Origin of the sequence: Knoellia sp. S7-12, from assembly GCF_040518285.1 — a bacterium.
Lineage (GTDB): Bacteria > Actinomycetota > Actinomycetes > Actinomycetales > Dermatophilaceae > Knoellia.
Window position 1 is genome coordinate 39,114 of the sequence record NZ_CP155449.1, and the last position, 20,743, is coordinate 59,856.

Genomic DNA, 20,743 nt, shown 5'->3' on the forward strand with positions numbered 1-20,743 from the left:
CGAGTCAACTCAGCCGAGCCAGGTGCCCTCGTCCCACGCGGAGGCCAGCACCGCGGCATACGGCGCGAGGTCGTGACCCTTCTGCGCCACCCACGCGTCGTTGTTGTAGGTGTCGTCGTAGCGGTCGCCGCGGTCGCACACCAGCGACACGATGGATCCCGCCTCACCGGAGGCCTGCATCTCCGCAGCCAGACGCAACGCCCCATAGATGTTGGTCCCGGTGGACGGTCCGGCGTGAATTCCGGTGCGCTCACGCAGGAATCGCATCGCCGCGATCGAGGCGCAGTCGGGCACGCCGAGCATGCGGTCGACGACCAGCGGCAGGAACGACGGCTCGAGCCGCGCCCGCCCGATGCCCTCGATCCGCGACGGCGCCAACCGTGCCTCGCCGTCGCCCTGCCACGCCGGCAGGAAGGCTGACCGCTCCGGGTCGACGACACACACCCGGGTGTCGAGCGCCTGGTAGCGGACGTAGCGACCGATCGTCGCCGACGTCCCGCCCGTCCCTGCACCGACGACGATCCATGCCGGGACGGGGTGCTCCTCCATCGACATCTGCTCGAAGATCGACTCGGCGATGTTGTTGTTGCCGCGCCAGTCCGTCGCCCGCTCGGCGTTGCTGAACTGGTCGAGATAGACCCCGCCAGCCGCGTCGGCCAACCGTCGCGCCTCGTCATAGACCGTCGTCGGGTCATCGACGAGGTGGCACGTCCCGCCCTCGCGTTCGATGAGCTTGATCTTGGCTGGCGACGTCGACGACGCCATGACGGCAACGAACGGCACACCGAGCATCCGTGCGAAGTGCGCCTCACTCACCGCCGTTGACCCCGATGACGCCTCGACGACCGTGGTGCGCGGGCCGATGATCCCGTTGCACAGCCCATAGAGGAAGAGCGAGCGCGCCAGCCGGTGCTTGAGCGAGCCCGTCGGGTGGGTCGACTCGTCCTTGAGATAGAGGTCGACGCGGTCGCATCCGGGCAGGTGCACCTTGATGAGGTGGGTGTCGGAGGTGCGCATCGCATCGGCCCGCAGCTTGCGGATCGCCTCGCGCACCCAGGCCCGGTCGGGCCCGGTGCGCATCCCCGTGTCGACCAGCGGCGAGGGAGCGGGTGGGGTCGGCGAAGACATGCCGCTCAACCTATCCGCCACGTGTCGGCGCTGGGTCTGCGCCTGGGGTGGCTCTGGCCGCCGCATCCGCAGACACAACGGGGGACAAGCAAAAACGAGAGGCGGTATGCCGGGTGAGCACCCGGCATACCGCCTCTCGTGGAGCGATTGGGCGTGACTCAGGCCTTGTCGTGGCCCTTGTCCAGGTGGGGCGTCGAGAGGTCGGAGGTCTCGGACGTGCCCGACGTGGAGGGAGCGGAGCCCTCGGCCCACTCGCCTGCACTGGACCAGGCGTCGCCCTCGACGGCGGTCTCGGTCGTGGGCTCGCCACCGAACTCGGAGGCCTCGGCTTCATCGGCGAGCTCGTCGGCCTTGTCGGTGGCCTTGTCCTTGACCTCAGCGGCCTTGTCGGACGCGGCGTCCTTGGCCTCGACGGCCTTGTCCTTGACGGCCGAACCCGCAGCAGCAGCCTTCTCCTTGGCGGCGGCGGCCAGGTCGGTCACCTTGTCGCCGACGGACGCACCGTTGGCCGAGGCGTGTCCGCCGACCGTCGAGCTGCGTCCTTCGCCGGGTGGGGTGTAGGCACCTGCGGTCGCCCATGGGTCCTTCTTCTCGGTCGACTTCTTCCAGGCGAGGGCCGCGGCACCCGCAGCGAGGAGGCCGAGGAGGAGCAGGCCCTTGCCGCCACGCTTGGTCGGCTTGGCGATCGCGTCACCCTTGAGCACGTGGTAGGCGTCTGGCGCGCGGTCAGCGGCCTCGGACGCGGCACCCTTGGCGGCAGCAGCACCGGCCAGGACGGTTGCGAGCGCGGTGGCCAGCTTGGGGACGATCTCGTCGACGAAGGTGTCCTTGGCGTCCTGGACCTTCGGCGCGAGGTGGTCAGCAGCTTCGTGGACCTTGGGCCCCGCCTGGTCGGCGTAGCTGCGGGCCGTCTCGCGGGCGCTCTCGACGCGCGGGGCCGCCTTGTCCTTCAGGTCTGCAACGCGCGACGTGAAGTCGGCAGCGGTGGACTGTGCCGCCGACGTGGCGTCGGATGCGGTGGAGGCGGCGGTTTCGACGCGAGCGGCGACGGCTTCGCGCGCCTGCTCGGTCTTGCTCTTGGTGCGGAACACGGCGTTCTCCTAGCGATGGACGATTGAACTCCTGCTTCCCATCAAACACTGTTTCCGCTGGTCATGACAGTTGGGGTGCCCCCCAAGACCACATTCTGGGTATGCCGTCGCGCACCCTTTGCGGGCCGCTCACCTCTGGGTGTGCGCACCCAGAGGGCACCCATAGAGTGGAGGCATGAAGGCATCTCTGAAGACCAACCACGGCACCATCAACCTGAACCTCTTTGCGGACCAGGCTCCCAAGACGGTGAAGACCATCACGGGCCTCGCGACGGGTGAGCTCGAGTTCAAGGACGACGCAGGCCGCACCAACCCGGACCGCTTCTATGACGGTCTGATCTTCCACCGCATCATTCCCGGTTTCATGATCCAGGGCGGCGACCCGCTCGGCCAGGGCTTCGGTGGCCCCGGCTTCGCATTCGACGACGAGATCCACCCGGAGCTCCAGTTCGACCGCCCCTACCTCCTTGCCATGGCCAACGCCGGCAAGCGTGCGGGCAAGGGCACCAACGGATCCCAGTTCTTCATCACCGTCGGTGTCACGCCGCACCTCAACGGCAAGCACACGATCTTCGGTGAGGTCGCCGACCAGGAGAGCCGCGACGTCGTCGACAAGATCGCCTCCGTCGCCACCGGTGGCCAGGACAAGCCCAAGGACGACGTCATCATCGAGAGCTTCGACGTCGAGGCCTGAGCCTCCACAGCTCTTCATCACGCCGAGCGCCTCACCGTCCCATCGGGCCGGTGGGGCGCTCGACGCATTCAGGGAAGGTTCAGACCGCGCCACTAGACTCGCGACGGTGAGCGAGCCCACGGCATACGAACAGACCGGCACTCCAGAAGAGGTGCCGGTCTGCCCGCGCCACCCCGACCGTGTGTCCTATGTGCGGTGTCAGCGGTGCGGGCGGCCGGTCTGCACCGAGTGCCAGCGCCCGGCAGCTGTCGGTGTGCAGTGCGTCGACTGCGTCCGTGAGGGCGCGAAGTCGGTGCGGCAGGGGCGGACGATCTTTGGTGGTGACGTCGCCGCGGTCGGTGGGCGTCCCCTTGTCACGATGACGATCATCGGGATCTGCGCCCTGGTCTTCCTCGGCCAGATGGCCTCACCGCGCGTCACCAACGAGGTTGCGTTCGTGCCCTACCTCGGTGACACCGAACCGTGGCGCTTCCTCACGTCGGCGTTCGCGCACAGCCCGCAGCAGATCCTGCACATCCTCTTCAACATGTATGCCCTGTGGATCATGGGTGGCTACCTCGAGCCGATGCTCGGTCGGGCCCGGTTCGCCGCTCTCTATCTGATCACCGCGTTCGGTGGTTCGGTCGTCTACCTGCTCCTGGCCTTCCCCCACACGGTCGACGAGCTCAACCGGGGCGACTTCGGCGCGTGGGAGACGCCAGCGGTCGGGGCGTCGGGTGCGGTGTTCGGCCTCTTTGGGGCGTTCCTCATCCTGCAGCGCCGACTCGGCCGGTCCGCCGCGACGATGTACGCGACGATCGGCATCAACGCCGTCATCGGCTTCGTCATCCCCGGCATCGCGTGGCAGGCCCACCTCGGCGGGTTCCTCGTCGGGCTGGCGTGTGCCGCGGTCTTCGCCTACCTGGGCAAGCGGCCCGAGGCTGGCGGCACCCAGCGGGCGAGCTTTGCCATCCACTGGATCGCGCTCGCAGCCATCACCGCAGTGCTCGTCGTCCTCGTTGTGGCGAAGTACTTCCTCACCACCTCCCCGATCTGAGCTGTGCACTGCTGCGCCCTGCCGCAGCAGCGCACGCGCCCACCCGACTTTTTGTGCACTGCTGCGCTCTGGCGCAGCAGTGCACAGCGCGAAACCGGGTGAATGCGAGCCGGAGTCGGAACCCGAGAGCCTGTGGATTACATCGATGTCATTCATCCACATTGGGGACAACCGCTGTGGATAACTCGGAGATGTCCACAGACTTGTGCACACGGCATACCCGAATCTGTGGCCCCAACACAGCGAAACGGCCCCTGACCACGAAGGTCAGGGGCCGTTCAGCAAGTGGGCGGAGTCGTCAGCGCCAGCGGGTCGTCATGAGGAAGCCGGCCATCATGAAGGCGAACCCGGCACCGAGGTTCCAGCGGCCGATCTGCGGCAGCGGGTACTCCTTCGCGCCGGAGATGTAGTAGGTCACGACCCAGATGAGCCCGATGACCATCAGCGCGAGCATGAGCGGCACGAACCAGCGCGGGTTCGGCTTGGAAACCCGGCTCTGCGCCGTGCGGGGCGGTGTGTATGCGGGCTTTGCGCGGCCCTTGGACTCTGGCACGGACTGTCTCCTTGGCGTGTGGTGTCGTGGCCTAGCGTAGAGCCTGAACAGGAAGAGGGGTTGAACGTGGCGCAGCGCAAGGCGTTCCTCACGACGCGACCAGGCCCGTGGTCGGTGCTCGTGCCGATCGTGGCCGTCCTTGCGGGCATCCTGTTCGCGACCAGTGGCACCGTGGCGCAGGGGCGCAGTCTGCGCTCCGACGCCGCCGGGTTGCCGGACATCATCCGCGAGCAGACGCAGGACAACGCCCGGATGACCGGCGACCTCCAGAAGCTCACGCTCGAGGTCGACGAGCTCACCCGCGACAGCGCTCCGGGGAACACCGTCATCCAGGGGCTCGACGAGAAGGCCGACGCCCTGGGTGTCAGCGCGGGCCGCACCGCCGTGGAGGGGCCAGCCGTCGAGGTCCAGCTCGACGACTCCGATCTGACCAGCGACCGTCTCCCGCCCGGCCGCACGGTCGATGACATCGTCGTCCACCAGCAGGACGTGCAGGCCGTGGTCAACGCCTTCTGGGCTGGCGGCGCCGAGGCCATGATGATCCAGGACCAGCGGATCATCGCCACGAGTGCCATCCGCTGCGTCGGCAACACGCTCATCCTTCAGGGGCGCGTCTACTCGCCGCCCTATCGCATCAGGGCGATCGGTGACCCCGACAGTCTCCGCGACATCCTCGGGCAGTCCCCCGAGATCCAGATCTACCAGGAGTACGTCAAGGCGGTCGGCCTCGGCTACGAGGTGACGACGCACGACCGGCTGGAGTTCCCGGCATACGCCGGTTCGATCACTCCTGAGCACGCCACGGCCGCGGAGTGAGCCGAACCCGCCGCGGCGGTGCCGTCGCCGGAGCCGCGGGCGTCGTCGGCGAGCTGCTCATGACACTCGGCGCGCTCGTGCTGCTCTTCCTCGTGTGGCAGTTGTGGTGGACCGACGTCGAGTCGGACCGGGCGCAGGCCGCCACGGTGTCCTCGCTGTCGCGCGAGTTCGGTGCGCAGTCGTCGCCTGACCCGAGTGCGGCTGCGCCCGAGCTGCCGGGTGAGGCGTTCGCGATCGTGCGGGTGCCGCGGTTCGGCGCCGACTATGCGCGTCCCCTCGTCGAGGGCATCAGCACCGAGGACCTTGCCGAAGGGTTGGGGCACTATCCCGGGACGGCTGGACCGGGCGAGGTGGGCAACTTCGCCATCGCCGGGCACCGCAACACCTTCGGCAAGCCGCTCTCCGACATCGACCGGCTGCAGGACGGTGACCGAATCGTCGTCGAGTCCGTGGACGGATGGACCGTGTATGCCGTGACCTCGCACGAGATCGTCCGTCCGTCGCAGTCCGAGGTCATCGCGCCCGTGCCCGGTGATCGCACGGCCGTGCCGACCAAGCGGCTGCTGACCTTCACGGCCTGCCACCCGAGGTTCAGCGCGAGGCAACGCTGGATCGTGCACGCCGAACTGGTTGAGACGCGCACCCGGGCACAGGGCGCGCCATCGCTCGAGGTCTCGGCTCCCGTTCCCGCGGCGACAGGAGGAGCCTGATGTATGCCGCTCTCTGGCGAGCGCTTCCGGGTCCGGTCGCGCTCAAGGCTCTCCTGGTCGTCGTTTTGCTCGCGGTCGTCATCGTGGTGTGCTTTCAGTGGGTCTTCCCACTGGTGGCGTCCTGGATGCCCTATGGCGAGACCACTGTCGGCACCGACGCCGGCACCGCAGCCCTTTTGCCCCAATTGTTTTCGCTCCGTGAGGACCTCTGATGAACGCCACCCCGACTGAACCTTTCCGATCACTCTCCTCGATCTTCCGGGCCTCGCTCCTTCGTCGCTCGTGTCCTCAGATTGTCGTCGAATGACCCATATCCTGGTGATCGACAACTACGACTCGTTCGTCTTCACGATTGTGGGCTACCTCGAGCAGCTCGGCGCCGAGTGCACGGTCGTGCGCAACGACGCGATCGCCGCGGCTGACGGTGCTGACTTCGACGGTGTGCTCGTGTCTCCGGGCCCTGGGACGCCCGAGGAAGCCGGTGTCTCGATGGCGATGATCGAGGCGTGTGGCGAGCGGGCGCAGCCGATGCTCGGGGTCTGCCTCGGTCACCAGGCGCTCGGCGTCGTGGCCGGTGGGGTTGTCGGGCGGGCGCCCGAGCTGCTCCATGGCAAGACCTCGCTCGTCCACCACTCGGGCGAGGGCGTGCTCGCCGGGCTGTCGTCACCCTTCACGGCGACGCGCTATCACTCGTTGACGATCGAGCCGCCCAGCCTGCCCGAGTCGCTTGTCAGCACTGGCCACACCGAGAGCGGCATCATCATGGCCGTCCAACACCGTGAGCTGCCGCTGCACGGTGTGCAGTTCCACCCCGAGTCCGTCCTCACGCAGGGCGGACACCGACTCCTCGCGAACTGGCTCGAGCTGTGCGGCGATCCCGGAGCGGTTGAGCTCTCCCACGGGCTCAGCCCGCTGGTGCACGACGGTGCCGACGTCGCCGCGAGGGTCACCGGCTGACCCGCGCCACCCTCCGACCCACTGCGCGACCTACTGCACAGTAAGTGGGGTGATTACCCCACATACTGTGCAGTAGGTCGTGCAGTGGGTGGTGTGATCACAGGGGTTTCCGTCATCCACAGGCGCGTGCCCCGGCGGCACCCTGTCCACAGTTCTGCTTGTGGGAGGTGCGGTCGGCGCCGGTGCCTCGAATGCTGTTGCCATGAAGCCACTTCCCGAGACCTTGAGCGGTGTGCTCGCGGCACAGTTCGGCGTCGTCACACGTGAACAGCTGCTCCGGCACGGCGTCTCCAAGGAGGCGATCCGATGGAATGCTGGCAGGTCATGGCGGGTCATCCTGCCGTGCACCTACGTCACCAATGAGGTGCACGCGAGCGAGAAGCAGCGGCGGATGGGCGCCTTGTTGTTTGCTGGCCCTCTCTCGGCGTTGGCAGGCATGACCGCCGCTTCGGTGCACGGGCTCAAGAACGCTGATCAGCGGGGCCGAGTTCATGTCGTGGTCCCCGGTTCGCAAGCGAGCCGGCGGCGGGGGTACACAAACATCCGGCGCAGCCTCCTCGATGACGCAGGGGTGGTCGTGCGTGACGGCATGAGAGTCTCGTCGGTCGCCCGTGCCTGTGTTGACGCGGCAATCGAGGAACGCCGCGCGAGCAACCGGACCGCCCTCCTGGTGGAGGCTGTCCAACGCGATCTGACAACCGTCGACCAACTGGCCGAGTGGTGCTACCGGCTCCGACCGTGCGACGTGGCGAAGGTTCTGCCGGCGCTGGAGACGGCCGCGCTTGGCGTGTGGTCAGTCCCCGAAGCAGAGGTCCTCGATCTCATGGGGACGTCCCTCGTGCTGCCTGAGGTCATGACGAACCCACACCTTGTTGACGCGAACGGTCGCAAACTCATCACCCCAGACCTCTGGCTCGACGACGTCGCCATGGCGGTCATGGTCCACTCGAAGGAGTACCACGCCAACGGCGAGCAGTTCGTCGACACGATTGACCGTGATGGCGAGCTCGTGGCCGCTGGTGTTGTGGTCCTTGGAGTGACACCGACCGGGGTTCGCCGCAACCCGCGTGGGACTTTGCAGAGGATCGAGGCGGCCTACGCCGCGGCGCACCGGCGTGAACGCCCCGCCGTCGTTGCGCAGCCACAAGCGGCCTGACCTGACTTGGGGCTTCTGCCGGAACGGTTCGCAACTCGGCGCACGACCCACCGCACGGCCTACTGCACAGTAAGTGGGGTGATCACCCCACTTACTGTGCAGTAGGCCGTGCGAGAGGCGGGAAGGGGGCTGCGCGGACCAGCTGAGCAGTGACCGGGAGCGTCAGGGGGCTCCGGACGGTGTGCTCGACGGGCTTGGAGTGGGCGTCGGCGTTGCGCTCGGGGTGGGCGTCGTGCTCGGGGTGACCGAGGGTGTAGGAGTCGTTGACGGCGTCGTCGGGGCCGGCGGGGGTGGGGGGACCCTCTGCGCGACGACGATCGTCACCTCGGATCCCACGGCAACGAGGTCCTTCTCGTCGGGCTTCTGCTCGATGACCGTGCCCTCCCGGGCCCGCGACGTCTGCTCATAATCGGTCTTGGCCTTCAGTCCGACCGAGCTCAGCAGGGCGGAGGCCGCGTCCTGGGTGAGGTTGGTGAGCTTGGGAACTGCGACCTGACCCGAGGCGACATTGAGGTTGACGACCTCGCCGGGCGCCAGCGACGCCCCAGCGGCGGGATCGGTCGAGACGACGGCGTCCTTGGGCTGGTCATCGGTGTTGACCTTCACGGTCCGCCCGACCGAGAGTTTCGCTCGTTCGAGCAGGTCGGTTGCCTCAGCGACCGTCCTCCCGGCGAGGTTGGGGACCACGACGGCGTTAGGGCCGGTCGAGATGACCAGCCTGACCGTGGTCTCGGCGGGGTCGACCCGGGAGCCGGCACCCGGGGTCTGTGAGATGACCGAGTCCTCGGGGACGGTGTCGCTCTTTGCCGTGGTCTGGGTCGAGGTGAGTGCGGCGTCGCTCAACAGCTTGAGAGCCGTTGCCCGAGGTTTGCCCTCGAGGACGGGCACGGAGACCTTCTGGGCCTCCTCGCGCATCTCAAGATACTGCTGCGCACCGAATCCGAGGAGCGCGAGTGCCGCGATGACCCCGAGCGTCAGCATGACGTAGGTCGCCCCACGACGCTTGCGCCGCTCTGACGGGTCGACGGCGGCGGGGAACGTCGACGTCGTCGAACCGGGCGAAGGCTCAGGTGAGTCGTCTCGGGGACGGGTCGTGGCGGCATACACCTCTGTGGGTTCGGACGTGTTGATGGCGGCAGGTCCGGCGGCGAGCGCCGCGAGCGATGCCATCGCGGCCGCACTGATCGGCCGCCCCAGACGGGCCGCCTGGAGGTCGTTGCGGAAGGCGTTGGCGTCCTGGTAGCGCTTCTCGCGGTCCTTGGTGAGGGAGTGGAGGACGACGGCGTCAAGCGATTCATCGACCTCGCTGGCCCGTTGTGAAGGTGCCACGGGCTGCTCGCCAACGTGCTGGTAGGCGATGGAGACCGGGCTGTCGCCGACGAACGGTGGGCGGCCCACGACGAGCTCATAGAGCATGCAGCCGGCTGAGTAGAGGTCCGAGCGGGCGTCGACATTGTGCCCCTGGGCCTGCTCGGGTGAGAGGTACTGGGCGGTGCCGATGACGGCTTGGGTCTGCGTCATCGTCGCTGCGGAGTCGGCGATGGCTCGGGCGATGCCGAAGTCCATGACCTTGATGGAGCCGCCTGCGGCGACCATGACGTTGGCCGGCTTGATGTCGCGGTGGACGATCCCCATGCGGTGGCTGTAGGCAAGCGCGTCGAGGACCCCCTCGGTGATCTGCGAGGCCTCCTGCGTGGGGAGCCTGTCGCGCTCGGTGAGGATCTCGCGCAGCGTGCGCCCCTGCACGTACTCCATGACCATGTAGGGCACCGCGACCTTGGCGCCCCCGGACTCGATCGAGTGGTCCTCCCCCGAGTCGTAGACCGCGACGATCGAGGCGTGGTTGAGTCCGGCCGAGGACTGGGCCTCGCGCCGGAACCGCTTGATGAAGGACTGGTCGCGCGCGAGGTCGCTGCGCAACATCTTGATGGCGACCTGACGCCCCAGACGGGTGTCGTGGCCGAGATGCACCTCGGCCATGCCACCCCGACCGATGAGTTCTCCCACTTCGTAGCGGCCCCCGAGCAGCAGGGGATCCTCGCTCATTGCGCCCTCACTTCTTCAGTCCAGCCTCGAGCATCGCCTTGGCGATGGGGCCACCCACGGCGCCACCTCCACGGGCTTCACTGTCGGGGTCGCCACCGTTCTCGACGACGACGGCGACAGCGATCTGCGGATCATTGGCGGGTGCGAACCCGGTGAACCAGGCGTGCGCGCGCGCCACCCGGTCGGTCTCGGCGGTCCCGGTCTTGCCGGCGACGCGCACTCCGTCGATCTGGGCGGGTTTGCCGCTGCCGTTCTCGACGACGGCTTCCATCATCTCGGTGAGCTGCGCGGCGACCTCGGGGGTGGTGGCCTCTGAGAGCTGCTCGGGCTCGGCGCGCTCGATGACGCTGAGGTCGCTCGACAGCACCGACTTCACGAGGTGCGGGCGCATGACGACACCCGCATTGGCGACGCCGGCACTGAACATCGCGACCTGGAGCGGTGTGACACGCACGTCGTACTGACCGACGGCCGACTGCGCCAGCTGCGGCTGGTTGAGTTCGGCCGGAACGCTGCTCGGGGTGACCCTCATCGGGATCGAGAGCTGGTCTCCCACACCGAACTTCGCGGCCTGGTCACGCAGTGCGTCGGCGCCGAGCTCCATACCGAGGAAGCCGAACGCGCTGTTGCACGAGATCTCCATGGCGTTGAGGAGGGTCGTCTTGTCGTTGTCGCCACAGGACCGGTTGCCGATGTTGGGCAGGCCGACCGTCGTCTGCGGCAGGTCGAGCTCGGCCGGGCCGGGCAGCTCGGAGTCGGGCTGGAACTTCCCGCTCGACAGGGCTGCCGCGGCGGTGACGATCTTGAACACCGAGCCGGGCGGATAGAGGTCGCCGCCGATGGCGCGATTGACGAGCGGCTTGTTGGGGTCTGCGTTCAGACCGTTGTATGCCTTCTCGACCTTGGTGAGGTCGTGGCCCGAGAGCGTGGCCGGGTTGAACCCGGGGTTGCTCACCATGGCGAGGATCTCGCCAGTTGACGGGTTCACCGCAACAGCGGATCCTTTGCGGCCGTCGAGAGCCTTGATCGCGGCCTCTTGGACCTTGGGGTCGATGGTGAGTTCGAGGCTGGCGCCAGAGGTCTTGCGTCCGGTGAAGAAGTCGGAGACGCGGCGGAAGGCCAATTTGTCGCTGCTGCCCGAGAGGAGGCCGTTCTCGGCCTGCTCGAGGCCGCTGCCCGCGCCATAGAAGGAGTAGTAGCCGGTGATGTGGGCGTAGGCCGCACCACCGGGATAGGTGCGCAGCCACTTGAACTCATTGCTGGCGGGGACGGACTTCGCGATGGCGGTGTCGCCGACGAGGATCTGTCCGCGCTCGCGGGCATAGCTGCTGAGCAGGGTGCGCCGGTTGTCGGGCCGGGCATTGAGATCCTTGGCATAGACGAACTGGATCATCGTCGTCGAGACGAGGAGCGTCGCAAAGAGGAACGCGACGACGAAGGAGAGGCGGCGGATCGGTGAGTTCATCGCACCTTCACCACCTGGGTCTGGTCGCTGGCCACAGGGCTGGGAGCTTCCGGGTCGGGGACAGGTCGGCGAGCGTGGTCACTGATGCGCAGGAGGAGCGCGACCAGGGTCCAGTTCGCGAGGAGTGAGGAGCCGCCCTGCGAGAGGAACGGCATGGTCAGGCCGGTCAACGGGATGACACGCGTGACGCCGCCGACGACGACGAAGCACTGCAGCGCGACCGAGAAGGCGAGGCCCGATGCGAGGAGCTTGCCGAAGCCGTCGCGGGCGCCGATGGCGGTGCGAAGCCCGCGCTCCACGAGGAGGACATAGAGCAGCAGCAGGGCGAAGAGTCCGACGAGGCCGATCTCCTCACCGAAGCTCGGGATGATGAAGTCGCTCTCGGCGAAGTAGGTGAGGTCGGGGCGCCCGCGACCGAGTCCGGTGCCGAACATGCCGCCCGAGCCCATGCCCATGATGCCCTTGGCCAGCTGGTCGGACGTGTCGAGGGCTTCGCGGCTGAACGTGTCGAGCCAGAGCAGCACCCGTTGCTGGACGTGGCTGAAGAGCATGTTGGCGACCCAGCAGCCGACCCCGAAGAGCATCAGACCGAGGGCAACCCACGAGGTGCGTTCGGTGGCGACATAGAGCATCGCGACGAACAGGCCAAAGAAGAGGAGGGAGGAGCCGAGGTCCTTCTCGAGCACGAGGACACCGACGGAGAGCATCCAGGCCACGAGGATCGGGCCGAGGTCGCGGGCCCGGGGCAGGGTGAGCCCGAGGATGCGGCGGCCAGCCACGGACAGGGCGTCACGGGTCTGGACGAGGTAGCCGGCGAAGAAGATCGCGAGGACGACCTTGGCGATCTCTCCGGGCTGGAACGAGAACGGCCCGAGCTTGATCCAGATGCGGGAGCCGTAGTTCTCAAGCCCGAGCCCGGGCACGAGCGGCAGCACCAGCAGCCCGAAGCCGAGTGCACCTGCGAGGTAGGTGTAGCGGCGCAGGATCCGGTGGTCGCGCAGGATGATGAGCGCGGCGATCGCCAGGCCGGCGGCGAGCGCGCTCCACATGAGCTGGCGCAGCGCCATCCCCTCGGCGAGGTCGTCGCCGCGGGCCAGGTCGAGCCGGTTGATCATCACGAGACCGAGCCCGTTGAGCAGGGTGGCGATGGGGAGGATCAGCGGGTCGGCGTAGGGCGCGCGCCAGCGCATCACGAGGTGGAAGACCGCGGTGATGACGAGGAAGCCCGAGCCGACGGCGACCAGGCTCGGCGGGATCGCACCCTCGACCGCGATGCCGACGTTGATGTAGGCGAGCACGACGATGCCGACCGCGAAGACGAGGAGCGCGAGCTCGACGTTGCGGCCCTTGCGGGAGGCGAGTGAGGAGATGGTCGTCATGCGTTGGGACTGATGGACGGGGACGACGGCTGGAGCGGGGACGTCGAGCTGGTGGGGGCCGGGCCCGTGGGAGTGCCGCTGGGGGTGCCGGATGGGGTGGGCGTGCCGCTCGGAGTCGGGGTCGGAGTCGGTGTCGTCCACGTGGACGGAACGGTGCCGCAGGACCGGCCCTGAGACTTCGCGAAGCGGCAGGCCTGCGCCTGCACCTCGAGGTTGCGCACGAGGGAGGCGGCGTCGGTGCGCGTCGGCATGGTGATGCCACGGCCAAGCCGTTCGCGATAGCTGTTGGGCAGGTCGTCGATGTCGATGCTGCTCGTCGTCTCGGGCTGCGAGAGGTCGACCGGGCCGAGGGTCTGATCGACGCCCTTGAAGACGGCGACCCGCCCATCGTTGACGCCGACATAGAACTGCGCCTGGGTCCAGGACCAGGCGGCATAGCCACCGCCGACCAGGAGGATCACTGCGAGCAGCGAGACCCCGACGGCACGCAGGATCGTGGCCGTCCGCCCACGTGGCCCTTCCTCCGCCAGCTCGACGTCGTCATCTGCGGAGCGGCCACTTGCCTCCTGGGACAACGCAGCTGCCTTGGCGGCGGGCGTGACGGGGATCGGGCGGGTGTGGCGGCGGATCGCGGCAGCGGCACCGACGATCTGGGGTGAGTCGCTCGGCACGAACTGGTTGAGATCGACGACGTCACCGATGACGACGGTGACGTTGTCCGGGGCACCGGCGCGCAGGGCGAGTTGGACGAGGCGTTCGGCGCAGGCCCCCGGCTTGCTCTCGGTCGTGAGGATCTCGTCGATGGTGTCGCGAGCGACATAGTCGGACAACCCATCCGAGCAGATGAGGTAGCGATCGCCGACGATCGCCTGACGCACGACGACGTCGGGCTCCTTGCCCTCGGCGCCGGTGAGGACGCGGGTCACGAGGGAACGCTGCGGGTGGGTCGACGCCTCCTCGGAGGTGAGGCGTCCCTCATCGACGAGCGACTGGACGAAGCTGTGATCCTTGGTGATCTGGCTGACTTCACCGGCGCGCACGACGTAGGCCCGGGAGTCGCCGATGTGGGCGAGGACGAGCTTGTCGCGAGCGCGCAGGATGGCGATGAGGGTGGTGCCCATGCCGTCGAGGTCGGGGTCCTCCTCGGTGACGTGCCCGAGTTCCACGTTGGCGGAGGTGATCCGGCGCAGCAGGGCCTCAGTCGCGTCGACGCCGGAGAAGGACTCGCCGTCGAGACCGACGAGGGCGCCGACGATCATCGACGACGCGACGTCGCCACCGGCGTGACCACCCATGCCGTCGGCCATGGCGAGAAGGTGCGGGCCGGCATACCCACTGTCCTCGTTGTTGGTTCGCACCATCCCGACGTCGGAGCGGGCGGCGAAGTTGAAGGCGATCGCCACGCGCTACCTCCGCAGCTCGACGACGGTCGTGCCGAACCTGATCTCGGTCCCGGCTGCCACCGGAGTCGGTGTGGTGAGGCGCTGCTGGCCGATGAACGTGCCGTTGGTGGAGCCGAGGTCCTCGACCATCCAGCCCTCGGGCCCCTTGAAGATGCGGGCGTGCCGACCGGAGGCGAAGTCGTCCTCGAGGACGAGCGCGGACTCGGGGCTGCGGCCGACGAGGGTGCCGGACTCGCGCAACGGCAGGCTCGTGCCGGCGAGGGGTCCGCTCGTGACGCGCAGGTGGTTGGGGCCGCGCTCGGCGGAGCGGGCGTTGAAGCGGCGGCCGCTGACGGGGCGCTGCTCGGCCGGCACCGCAGTGGGGTTGGCCCCTCGGGCAGCCGGGCGCGGGGTGGCCGCGCGCGGTGTTGCGGCCCGACGGGAGGTGACCTGGGTGCCGTAGAGGTCGCCCCGGAGGACGCCGACGACGGCAATGACGAAGGCCCAGAGCGCCACGAGGAGGCCCAGGCGCATGAGGGTGATGGTGAGTTCGCTCATTTAGGTGGTGCTCACTCCTGTCACTTTCGGCCGGCGCGGTAGGTGACGGAGGTGCGGCCAACGGTGATCCGGTCGCCATCGGCGAGGCGCTCCGACGTGACGCGCTCACCGCTGACGAAGGTGCCGTTGGTCGAACCCAGGTCACGGATGGTCGCGACCGTGTGTGGACCGTCCTGGGTCACGCGAATCTCGCTGTGCTGACGGGAGATTCCGGGGTCGTCGAGGATGATGTCGGCGCTGTCGTCGCGACCGAGGACGGTGATGGCGCCCATGAGCGGATAGCGCTCGCCGTCGACGTCGAGCCATGGTCGGTCGGCCGGGTTGGTCCGCCGCTTCTGGGGAGGTGGCTTCGCCGGTCGGTATGCCGCCGTCTCACCGAGCTCGTCGGCCTCCGGTTCGCGGCGTGGCCGGCTGGGGGCCGGATGGGCCGGACGGGCCGCGGCAGGGGCCGGCACGGGGGGTGCGACCACCGATGGTGAGGCTGCAGCGGCGGGTGACTCACCGGCATACGCATCGTCGTCGTAGTTCTCGTCGTCGTAGGCCGTGGAGCGGCGCACCGGCTGGTGCTGGCCGGTCAAGCCGGTGGCACGCGGCCGCTTCGCGGTGCTGGGGCGGATGCGGAACACGCCCGTCTCGAGGTCGACGTCCTCGTCGAAGAGGATGTCGATCGGACCGCCCGGCTGGTAGTGCTGGCTGTCGGCGTGCTCCTCGGCGGCGGCGATGAGCTCGTTCTCGAGCTCCTGGCCGTGGTCGGTGAGGCGTTCGTAGTCGGTCTCGCTCAACTCGATCGTGAAGACGTTGGGGACGACGCTGCGGGCACGGCCAGGGCCGGCGGCGCGGTCATCCATGGCACGGCGGATGGCGCTGGCGATCTCGACGGGCTGGACCTCGGCGCGGAACGCCTTGGCGAAGACGCCGTTGACGGCGCGCTCAAGCTTGCCCTCCATGCGGTCGAACAGACCCATGGCGCGCCTCCTTTGGTCGTGCGGTCGGTGTGGCGGTCGGTCGTGCAGTCGGTCACGCGGTCGGTCGTCGGTCCGGCACGATGCTATCCGGCGTGACTGTGGTGACTCGTGAGGCTGGCGCCTGATGGGGCCAAACGCGCGACCTACCGCGCCTTTGGCCCCCCGGGGACGGACAGTTTGGTCGTCCTTGACCACCAGTGCTCGCCGGGTTGAGACAGTGGGGGCATGAGGTCCTACTGCGCGGTCTACGTCGATGTCGGCTACCTCCTCGCGTCAGCGGCCACTCGCGTCACCGGTTCGTCGCTGCGCAGCGGCATCGAGGTGGACTACCCGGGCCTGATTGCAGGGCTCGTCGCCCAGGTCGAGGCCGACTCGGGGCTGCCGTTGCTGCGGGTCAACTGGTACGACTCCGGCGCGCGCTCCGGCGGCCAGCCCGACTACCACCAGGACCAGATCGGGCTCCTGCCCCGGATCAAACTCCGGCTCGGACGCCTGTCGTATGCCGGCGAGCAGAAGGGCGTCGACGTGCGCCTGGGTCTCGACATGGCGTTGCAGGGTCGGGCACGCGTCGCAGATGTCGTCTATCTCGTCTCCGGGGACGACGACCTCACCGAGGCCGTCGAAGAGGCGCAGAGTGCCGGTGTCCAGGTCGTCCTGCTGAGCGTGCCCGCGCAGAGCGGTCACGGTCACGCCGTCTCCAAGCACCTCCGCAGGGCCGCCGACGGCGAGCAGCCGATCGACGCCGAGATCATCGACCGGTGCGTGCGCTCCCGGGCGATCGCGGAGGGTCTCATCCCGACCGAAGCCACGGAGGGCACTGCCGAGGAGCCGGCCCTCGTTCCCAACGGGGCCTCCCCCGTCCCCCCCACCCCTCCCGTCGAGAGCGCGGACGCCAGTCCTGCCGACATTGCCATTGCCACCCCGACACCGGGGCGCACCCTCGAGCCTGGGCACGACGAGCCCTCATCCGACAAGACCTCAGCGGCTGGCACGGTCGCCAAGCCGGCATCCCCGACCCCGGCGGTGTTCGGTCGCAAGCGGGCCACCGAGGTGGTTCTCCCGGCAGCGCAGCCGTCACCCACCTGGTCGTCGTCGACCGGGGAGCGGCCCATTGTCGATGAGGACGGTGTCTTCAACCCGGAGCTCATCGACGTCGTCGCCAAGGCCGTTCTTGACTCGTGGTGCCGGACCGCAACTCCGGCCGCACTCCTTGCCCTGCGCGAGGCCCAGCCGACGATTCCGGGCGAGCTTGACCGCGCCCTCCTGCTCGACCTGTCGGGCCGAGCGGGTGTCTATGACATCGACGACGCGAGCCGGCACGCGGTCCGCGAACGCTTCTGGTTCCACCTCGCCCGCGTCCGCTTGGCCTGACGCCGCTCACGCCGCTCACGCCGCTCACGCGGCATGCCCGCCGGGTTCGAGCTCACGACGGGGCGACGAGCCCCATGGTCTGACGCGTGATCTCGAGCCCGGCGCTCCTCGCCTGCGGTGAAGTCCTCGCCGAAGTCGGAGCGGGCACGGGTCGGCCGCCGCACCAGAAGGATGCGGCGGCCGAGTTCTGCGGTCAGCGAAGGATGCTGTCGCTGCCGACGATCCTGCTCCACCAGCGGCCGAGGCCGAGCTTGTCACCGGAGAAGGTGTAGGCGAGCACGATGAGGGCCAGCGCCTCGATCCAGTGGCTGTCGAAGATCGGGTTGGTGAAGCCTTCACCGTCGCGGCCGAGGGGGAACTCCGCGAAGTACATGAGGGTCATCAGCAGGGCCCCACCCCAGGCAGCGATCTTCAGGACCGCGCCGGTCAGGAAGGCGACGCCGATGCCGAGGAGGCTGAACATGAACAGGAAGTCCCAGATGCCTCCGGCGAAGTTGGCGAAGAAGCCAGCGAACGGACCGTCGACGACGGCGGGGTTCTTGGTGAGGAAGCCGGTGGTGGGTGAGCCTCCGTCGATCCAGGCGTTCTCGGCGGGCGTGCCGTAGCCGAGGCCGAAGAGCTTGTCGAGGAAGGGCCAGAGGAAGGTGAACCCGAGGACGTAGCGCAGTCCGACGAGGGCCCAGCGGGCGATCGGGTTGCGGACGACGTCCTCCATGTGGGTGATGCCTTCGACGTCGTGCCTGTTGGTTCGGGTCGTCGTGCTGCCCCGGACCGCCTCGGTCTGCGTGGTGGCGTTCATGTGTCTACCTCCAGTGGTAGGTGATCCGGCGGGACGTTCCCTTCGGTACCTACGACGCTAGGAGCACCGTGAGCTGTCCGCACGGGCCAAAGGTCCCGTCATCTGGCGGATCGGGTCAGCGTTCCACCCAGGCGCTCGCGGGCGCCGCGTCCACGACGCTCGACGGGGACCGTCCCGGTGAGGCGACCCAGGCCGACCCTGGCCCCGTTGCCATAGAGCGTTTCGATGTGACCGGCGGGGACGGCATACGTCTCGTGCCAGATGCCCACGGCGCCAGGGCTTTTGCGGGCAGCGGCATTGAAGGCCCGCCACGCCGGGAGGTGAGCGTTCTCGGCTCGTCGTGCGTACGCATACAGCAGCTCGGTGCTGCGCCACCACTGCACGACGAACGGACCCTGGGCTCCCACAAGTGTTGTGGCACCGAGGAATCCGAGGTCCTCGGCTTCTCCCCGCTCGGCTGCTGCCCTGTTGCGGCCGAGCTCGGCGAGCATCCTGGGCATGGCGGTGAAGACCGGCACCCACAGGTCGGGGCGGTGCCACTTGCGGATCGTCATGCCGATGAGGAAGACGATGACCTCACCCTCGTGGGCGTGGGTCGTGGGTGCGCTGCTCTCGGACACGAGGTGCTCCTGTTTGGGATAGTGGAACTACCTGAGACTGCTCTCAGTTTGGAGAGGTCTACTATCCAATGTCAAGGAGTTTCTGGCGAAGACCTGGAGGTATGCCGTGCGGCTGGCTGAGTTGTCCGAGACCAGTGGGGTGTCCGTTGCGACGCTGAAGTACTACCTGCGCGAGGGTCTGCTGCACCCGGGGCAGGCGGTGTCCCGGACACAGGCGGACTACGACGAGACCCATGTCGAGCGCGTGCGACTCGTGCGGGCACTCAGCGAGGTCGGCGGGCTGTCGCTCGCGACGATCGGGCGGGTCCTCGAGGTCATCACCTCACCGGGGCAGGACTGGATCACGGTCCTCGAGACGGCACAGCGAGCTATCGGCAGCGGTCGTGCTGCGGACCCCGACTCATCTGACGGCAGTGCCCCCGACCAACCTCGCGGTCCCCGGGCTTCGGCCTGGCTGGTGGCCCGTGGTTGGCAGGTCCATCCGAACGACCCGTTGATCGACGACCTCGAACGGGCCTGGGCAGCCTGCGATGACGTGGGACTCGGGCTAGACGAGGAGCGGATGAACGCCTATGCCGACCACGTCGAGCGGATCGGCGAGATCGACGTCTCGACCGTTCCCGCCGACCCCGAGGGGGCGATCCGCCAGGTCATCCTGGGCACGGTGCTCGTCGACCCGGTGCTCGCGGCCCTGCGGCGGCTGGCCCACCAACACATCTCGGTGTCGCGGACCGCGAGTCACTGATCCGATGAAGGTCAACATCATGGCCGCAGGCTCACGCGGCGACGTCCAGCCGATGGTGGCGCTCGGCGTGGGACTGACCCGGGCCGGACACGACGTCACGGTCTGCGCAGGCGACGACTTCGAGGACCTCGTCACCCACCACGGCCTCGGCTTCGTCCCCGCTGGCGTGCGGATCGATGACCTCATCGCGTCGCCGCTCGGCGTCGAGTGGCTCGGCCACTCGAGCCGCAATCCGTTTCACGAGCTCTCGGCGCTGCGCCGCTTCGTGCAAGCGTCAACGCAGGGGTATGCCGGGGCTCTCGTCCCGCTCGTCGGTTCCGCTGAACTGTGGGTGAGTGGGGTGATTACCGTCCACGCCGTCGATGCGTTGGTGTCGGTCGGTGGTGGGAGACACGTCGTCGCCGAGCTCGCGCCGATGCGCCCGACGAGGGCGGGTGCGGCGACGCTGTCACCGGTGCTTCCGACCCGGTCCTCGATCGCGAATGTCGTTGCGGGACAGGCGACTCTGCAGGCGATGTCGTCGGTCTTCTCGCTTCCCGGCGACCGGCTGCGGGCCGAGCTCGGGCTCCCGGAGACCGGCCGACGAGGATTCCTCGGCGCGATCAGGCGGACGCCCGGGCTGCTGGCGGCCTCACCTCTTGTCGTCCCTGCACCAGCGGACTGGAAGGGCAACCCGACGCCCACGGGGTATTGGTTCCTCGACGAAAAGGCAACGTACGCACCGGAACCGGAGCTGGCGGCATACCTGGAGGAAGGTCTGCCTCCGGCATATGTCGGGTTCGGGTCGATGTCGACTCGCGAGGCCACTTCGATGAGTGCGGTGGTCGCGGACGCGGCACGCCTGGCGGGGGTTCGCGTCGTCCTGCATGCGGGGGCGGCGGGTCTGGAGTCCGTCGACGACGAGAGGGTGCGCGTGGTCAACGACGTGCCGCACGGCTGGCTCTTCGAGCACGTCAGCGGGGTCGTGCACCACGGCGGTGCCGGGACGACGGCGGCGGCCCTGCGTGCCGGGGTTCCGCAGGCCGTGGTGTCGCACATCGGCGACCAGCCCTATTGGGGCCGGCGGGTCCGGGAGCTCGGCGTCGGTGCGCGGCCGGTCCGGCGGCACGAACTGTCGGTGGAGTGGTTGACGGACGTGCTGCGAGGGTTCGCTCGGGGTGAGTGTGCGCAACGAGCAGCCGCCGTGGGTGCAGGAATTCGGCGCGAGGACGGTGTCGGTCGGGCCGTCGAGCTCCTCGGCGGGTGAGCCGTGGCGGTGTCTCGCGCGCGGCG

The 20,743-nt window shown here is 68.5% G+C and carries 21 protein-coding genes; 10 read left to right on the plus strand and 11 right to left on the minus strand.

Translation table 11 applies throughout. From position 1 onward, the window contains the following. Nucleotides 1–9 precede the first annotated feature (9 nt). Together V6K52_RS00165 and V6K52_RS00170 are read right to left on the minus strand one after the other, a co-directional pair. Nucleotides 10–1,080 (minus strand): PLP-dependent cysteine synthase family protein, encoded by a 1,071-nt coding sequence (locus tag V6K52_RS00165; protein ID WP_353953828.1) that lies wholly within the window; start codon nucleotides 1,078–1,080, stop codon nucleotides 10–12. 206 nt (nucleotides 1,081–1,286) lie between these two features. Continuing rightward, nucleotides 1,287–2,219, minus strand: a complete 933-nt coding sequence (locus V6K52_RS00170) for a hypothetical protein (protein ID WP_353951888.1) — start codon at nucleotides 2,217–2,219, stop codon at nucleotides 1,287–1,289. A 175-nt stretch (nucleotides 2,220–2,394) separates the two neighbouring features. On the opposite strand from V6K52_RS00170, the gene V6K52_RS00175 reads away from it, so the two are divergent. After that, on the plus strand, nucleotides 2,395–2,913 hold the full coding sequence (locus V6K52_RS00175) for a peptidylprolyl isomerase (protein WP_353951889.1): 519 nt from the start codon (nucleotides 2,395–2,397) through the stop codon (nucleotides 2,911–2,913). Nucleotides 2,914–3,019: 106 nt separating this feature from the next. After that, complete coding sequence (locus V6K52_RS00180) at nucleotides 3,020–3,949, plus strand: rhomboid family intramembrane serine protease (protein ID WP_353951890.1); 930 nt, start codon at nucleotides 3,020–3,022, stop codon at nucleotides 3,947–3,949. A 298-nt stretch (nucleotides 3,950–4,247) separates the two neighbouring features. Here V6K52_RS00180 and V6K52_RS00185 read toward each other — a convergent pair whose 3' ends face one another. Next, nucleotides 4,248–4,502 (minus strand): cell division protein CrgA, encoded by a 255-nt coding sequence (locus tag V6K52_RS00185; RefSeq protein ID WP_353951891.1) that lies wholly within the window; start codon nucleotides 4,500–4,502, stop codon nucleotides 4,248–4,250. A gap of 66 nt (nucleotides 4,503–4,568) precedes the next feature. Between V6K52_RS00185 and V6K52_RS00190 the strand changes: the two genes are divergently transcribed. The 5 genes from V6K52_RS00190 to V6K52_RS00210 all read left to right on the plus strand — a co-directional run bounded on the left by V6K52_RS00190 (nucleotide 4,569) and on the right by V6K52_RS00210 (nucleotide 8,141). Then, a complete protein-coding gene (locus V6K52_RS00190) occupies nucleotides 4,569–5,318 on the plus strand; it encodes a DUF881 domain-containing protein (RefSeq protein ID WP_353951892.1) in 750 nt (249 codons plus the stop codon). Next, nucleotides 5,315–6,028 (plus strand): class E sortase, encoded by a 714-nt coding sequence (locus V6K52_RS00195; protein ID WP_353951893.1) that lies wholly within the window; start codon nucleotides 5,315–5,317, stop codon nucleotides 6,026–6,028. Before V6K52_RS00190 ends, V6K52_RS00195 begins: the two co-directional genes overlap by 4 nt. After that, entirely contained in the window at nucleotides 6,028–6,240 is a 213-nt protein-coding gene (locus V6K52_RS00200) for a hypothetical protein (RefSeq protein WP_353951894.1), read from the plus strand. The genes V6K52_RS00195 and V6K52_RS00200 overlap by 1 nt, the downstream gene beginning before the upstream one ends. 91 nt (nucleotides 6,241–6,331) lie before the next feature. Then, nucleotides 6,332–6,985, plus strand: a complete 654-nt coding sequence (locus tag V6K52_RS00205) for an aminodeoxychorismate/anthranilate synthase component II (RefSeq protein ID WP_353951895.1) — start codon at nucleotides 6,332–6,334, stop codon at nucleotides 6,983–6,985. Nucleotides 6,986–7,187: 202 nt separating this feature from the next. Continuing rightward, on the plus strand, nucleotides 7,188–8,141 hold the full coding sequence (locus V6K52_RS00210) for a hypothetical protein (protein ID WP_353951896.1): 954 nt from the start codon (nucleotides 7,188–7,190) through the stop codon (nucleotides 8,139–8,141). Between the two features lie 162 nt (nucleotides 8,142–8,303). Here the strand turns inward: V6K52_RS00210 and pknB are convergent, their stop codons facing one another. The 6 genes from pknB to V6K52_RS00240 are packed head-to-tail and all read right to left on the minus strand — an operon-like array spanning nucleotide 8,304 to nucleotide 15,936. Next, nucleotides 8,304–10,187 (minus strand): Stk1 family PASTA domain-containing Ser/Thr kinase, encoded by a 1,884-nt coding sequence (gene pknB / locus V6K52_RS00215; RefSeq protein ID WP_353951897.1) that lies wholly within the window; start codon nucleotides 10,185–10,187, stop codon nucleotides 8,304–8,306. 7 nt (nucleotides 10,188–10,194) lie between these two features. Further along, the gene (locus V6K52_RS00220) at nucleotides 10,195–11,652 is read right to left on the minus strand and encodes a penicillin-binding transpeptidase domain-containing protein (protein WP_353951898.1); all 1,458 of its coding nucleotides are present in this window, start codon (nucleotides 11,650–11,652) and stop codon (nucleotides 10,195–10,197) included. Then, the gene (locus tag V6K52_RS00225) at nucleotides 11,649–13,031 is read right to left on the minus strand and encodes an FtsW/RodA/SpoVE family cell cycle protein (protein ID WP_353953829.1); all 1,383 of its coding nucleotides are present in this window, start codon (nucleotides 13,029–13,031) and stop codon (nucleotides 11,649–11,651) included. The genes V6K52_RS00220 and V6K52_RS00225 overlap by 4 nt, the downstream gene beginning before the upstream one ends. Next, on the minus strand, nucleotides 13,028–14,434 hold the full coding sequence (locus V6K52_RS00230; protein WP_353951899.1) for a PP2C family serine/threonine-protein phosphatase: 1,407 nt from the start codon (nucleotides 14,432–14,434) through the stop codon (nucleotides 13,028–13,030). The genes V6K52_RS00225 and V6K52_RS00230 overlap by 4 nt, the downstream gene beginning before the upstream one ends. Nucleotides 14,435–14,437: 3 nt before the next feature. Further along, nucleotides 14,438–14,971: an FHA domain-containing protein gene (locus V6K52_RS00235; protein ID WP_353951900.1), complete on the minus strand. Its 534-nt coding sequence runs from the start codon at nucleotides 14,969–14,971 to the stop codon at nucleotides 14,438–14,440. 20 nt (nucleotides 14,972–14,991) lie between these two features. Next, nucleotides 14,992–15,936 carry a DUF3662 and FHA domain-containing protein gene (locus tag V6K52_RS00240; RefSeq protein WP_353951901.1) on the minus strand — a complete coding sequence of 315 codons (945 nt, stop codon included), beginning with the start codon at nucleotides 15,934–15,936 and terminating at the stop codon, nucleotides 14,992–14,994. Nucleotides 15,937–16,161: 225 nt separating this feature from the next. Between V6K52_RS00240 and V6K52_RS00245 the strand changes: the two genes are divergently transcribed. Continuing rightward, complete coding sequence (locus V6K52_RS00245) at nucleotides 16,162–17,307, plus strand: NYN domain-containing protein (protein ID WP_353951902.1); 1,146 nt, start codon at nucleotides 16,162–16,164, stop codon at nucleotides 17,305–17,307. Between the two features lie 193 nt (nucleotides 17,308–17,500). Here the strand turns inward: V6K52_RS00245 and V6K52_RS00250 are convergent, their stop codons facing one another. Next, entirely contained in the window at nucleotides 17,501–18,106 is a 606-nt protein-coding gene (locus V6K52_RS00250; RefSeq protein WP_353951903.1) for a DoxX family protein, read from the minus strand. A 98-nt stretch (nucleotides 18,107–18,204) separates the two neighbouring features. Further along, the gene (locus V6K52_RS00255) at nucleotides 18,205–18,726 is read right to left on the minus strand and encodes a DUF4188 domain-containing protein (RefSeq protein WP_353951904.1); all 522 of its coding nucleotides are present in this window, start codon (nucleotides 18,724–18,726) and stop codon (nucleotides 18,205–18,207) included. A 106-nt stretch (nucleotides 18,727–18,832) separates the two neighbouring features. On the opposite strand from V6K52_RS00255, the gene V6K52_RS00260 reads away from it, so the two are divergent. Beyond that, the gene (locus V6K52_RS00260; protein ID WP_353951905.1) at nucleotides 18,833–19,471 is read left to right on the plus strand and encodes a MerR family transcriptional regulator; all 639 of its coding nucleotides are present in this window, start codon (nucleotides 18,833–18,835) and stop codon (nucleotides 19,469–19,471) included. 4 nt (nucleotides 19,472–19,475) lie between these two features. Beyond that, nucleotides 19,476–20,717: a glycosyltransferase gene (locus tag V6K52_RS00265; RefSeq protein WP_353951906.1), complete on the plus strand. Its 1,242-nt coding sequence runs from the start codon at nucleotides 19,476–19,478 to the stop codon at nucleotides 20,715–20,717. Nucleotides 20,718–20,743: the final 26 nt, after the last annotated feature.